The following is a 2,916-nucleotide window of genomic DNA, read 5'->3' as shown; positions in this document are numbered from 1 at the left end:
GATGTTGTACCAATTTGGGAGAGCCAAGTGGAGGTTTCATCGCATTTTGAACCCCCGTCCCTTTAGGGCTGGGGTGGCTTCAGTAAATGTATAACTTATGGTATAAATGACGGCAATACACAGCCAAGTGTCCGCTCCTGTACTCCATAGGTATAAACGATCGCTCACCTCGCGACCTCCAATAGGCTAAAATGCAAGCAGGTCAAGCATTTCGCGAGCGAACCAGTCCATGATCGAAACACTGCAAACCTATCTCTATCAACTCGGACAACTTGCCGATAGCCTCGTAAAAACTCAGCTAACCCAACTCACCTGGCTGAGTGTCGGCGTCATCTTTGCAGCGGGCTTGCTTACCAGCCTGACACCCTGTATGCTTTCCATGTTGCCAATTACGATCGGCTACATCGGCGGATACGAAGCCAAAAGTCGCCTGCAAGCGATCGCACAATCTACTTGGTTCTCCTTGGGATTGGCAACTACACTCGCTGGATTGGGAATTGCCGCCGCTTTAGTAGGACAAGTTTACGGTCAAATAGGCATTGGGTTGCCAATTATCGTCAGCATCATCGCCATCATCATGGGGCTAAACTTACTAGAAGCCCTACCGTTGCAATTTCCCTCCTTTGGCGGCACAGAATGGATTTCCCAGAACTTACCAGATGGCGTGCGTTCCTATTTGTTGGGTTTAACTTTTGGTTTAGTTGCTTCCCCTTGCAGCACACCCGTCCTAGCTACATTACTCGCTTGGGTTACACAAACGCAAAACGCGATTTTAGGTGGCCTTTTTCTGCTATTCTACACAGCGGGATACGTCGCACCTTTAATTTTGGCAGGTACGTTTACCGGGTCTATCAAAAAGTTGTTGGAACTGCGTCGCTGGTCTGCTTGGATAAATCCAGTTAGCGGCACATTGTTAGTAGGATTTGGCGTATTTTCCTTGCTGTCTCGGATTCCTTTGGGTAATTTTTAAGCGAATGAATTCAAAAGATTTTTCTTCATCAAATTTGGCTAAAGTTGTTGCAACTGTTAAAATTTTTTTTCGACAAGAATTACTGCCCCTACTGGCAGATTTGCGATTGGCAATATTGCTGCTGTTAGCGATCGCAGCCTTCAGCATCAGCGGCACAGTAATCGAACAAGGTCAATCCATCCCCTATTATCAATCCAACTATCCAGAAAATCCAGCTTTATTTGGCTTCCTCACCTGGAAAGTTATCATCATCTTGGGATTGGATCGGGTATATCGGACTTGGTGGTTTTTATCGCTGCTAATTTTGTTTGGCACTAGCTTAACCGCCTGCACCTTTACCCGCCAGTTTCCAGCATTGAAAGCTGCCCGCAATTGGAAATTTTTCGATCGAAGTGGCCAATTTGAAAAATTAGCTTTGAGTGCGGAATTTGAAACAGGTTCGCTCAATTCTTTATTACCGGCATTGCAAAAGCGCCGCTATCGGATTTTTCAAGAAGGAAATTCTTTATATGCGCGTAAAGGGATAGTAGGACGGATTGGCCCGATCGTCGTCCACGCCAGTATGTTAATCGTTCTGGCTGGTTCAATTTGGGGCGCGATGACCGGATTTATGGCACAAGAATTGATTCCCAGCGGAGGAAGTTTTCAGGTAAAAAATATCGTCGATGCTGGGCCATTAGCAAATCCGCAAATTCTCAAAGACTGGTCGGTTAAAGTAAATCGCTTCTGGATTGACTATACGCCAGAAGGAGGAATTGACCAGTTTTATTCGGATTTATCGGTTTTGGATAAAGAGGGGAAAGAAGTAGATCGTCAGAAAATTTACGTGAATAAACCCCTGCGTTACCGAGGCGTGACATTGTATCAAACAGATTGGTCGATCGCCGCTATTCGATTCCAGCTAAATAACAGCCCCATTCTACAGTTACCGATGGCTCAACTCGATACTGGTGGCCAAGGTAGAATCTGGGGTACTTGGATTCCCACTAAACCAGATTTAAGTGAAGGCGTTTCCCTTTTAGCACGCGATTTGCAGGGCACTTTACTAATTTACGATACGAAAGGCCAACTGCAAACCACCGTTCGCGAGGGAATGGCTACAGTAATCAATGGCGTCAGGCTTAAAATTGTGGAAGTTGTGGGCAGTACGGGTTTGCAAATCAAAGCCGATCCGGGAATTCCCATTGTTTATACTGGTTTTGGCTTGCTGATGCTAAGTGTGATGATGAGCTATGTTTCTCACTCCCAAATTTGGGCCTTGCAAAAAGACGGTCGCCTTTATGTAGGAGGTAGAACAAATCGCGCTCAAGTTGCTTTTGAACGGGAGATTATCGAGATATTAGAGGAACTGCAAAGGCCAGAGATGAGCGAAAAAGTTGCGATCGCTCCTACTTCTTTAGCCAGTGAAAGTTAAATTTCTCCGGGATTGATAAACTGATATCGTGTCCGGTAGCATTGGTAGTACATGAAAGATGTTGAGGATTTTTTGTACGAATCGTGGGTGAAAATTTAACCACAGATAAACACAGATAAACACAGATGAACACAGATGAACACAGATGAACACAGATGAACACAGATGCGATCGCAAATTTTTTACGCTACTATGCAACCGGACTTGATATGATTCTTGGCGCAACAAGTCCTAAACTCACAAGACAATGTTAGAACCTGCAAAAACGATCGCCATCTTTCAAAAACAATCAGACCCGAAAATATTTTCAACAGGCGAAATCATCTTCGAGGAAGGTCAGTCAGGTGATGTCATGTACGGCATCCTGGAAGGGGAAGTTGACATCTCAGTCAACGGTAAAGTTGTGGAGACAATCAAAACAGGCGAAGTTTTTGGTGTCGGCGCACTTGTCGGCATAGGAAACAGAACCTATACAGCCATTGCCAAAATAGACTGCAAATTGGCTTTTATTGACAAAAAAAGATTTCTTTTC

At 44.7% G+C, this 2,916-nt stretch carries 3 protein-coding genes; all 3 read left to right on the top strand.

The window, feature by feature from the left end:
* Nucleotides 1-229: 229 nt before the first annotated feature.
* A complete protein-coding gene (locus H6S82_RS26895) occupies nt 230-970 on the top strand; it encodes a cytochrome c biogenesis protein CcdA (RefSeq protein ID WP_190465146.1) in 741 nt (246 codons plus the stop codon).
* 4 nt (nt 971-974) lie between these two features.
* A complete protein-coding gene (locus tag H6S82_RS26890) occupies nt 975-2,384 on the top strand; it encodes a cytochrome c biogenesis protein (RefSeq protein WP_190465147.1) in 1,410 nt (469 codons plus the stop codon).
* Between the two features lie 247 nt (nt 2,385-2,631).
* The coding region (locus H6S82_RS26885; protein ID WP_191057008.1) for a cyclic nucleotide-binding domain-containing protein at nt 2,632-2,916 on the top strand (285 nt) is incomplete at its 3' end.

Origin of the sequence: Planktothrix sp. FACHB-1355 (assembly GCF_014748295.1) — a bacterium.
Lineage (GTDB): Bacteria > Cyanobacteriota > Cyanobacteriia > Cyanobacteriales > Aerosakkonemataceae > Aerosakkonema > Aerosakkonema funiforme_A.
Note: the sequence above shows the minus strand (reverse complement) of the source record. Positions and strands in the feature narration are given on the sequence as shown.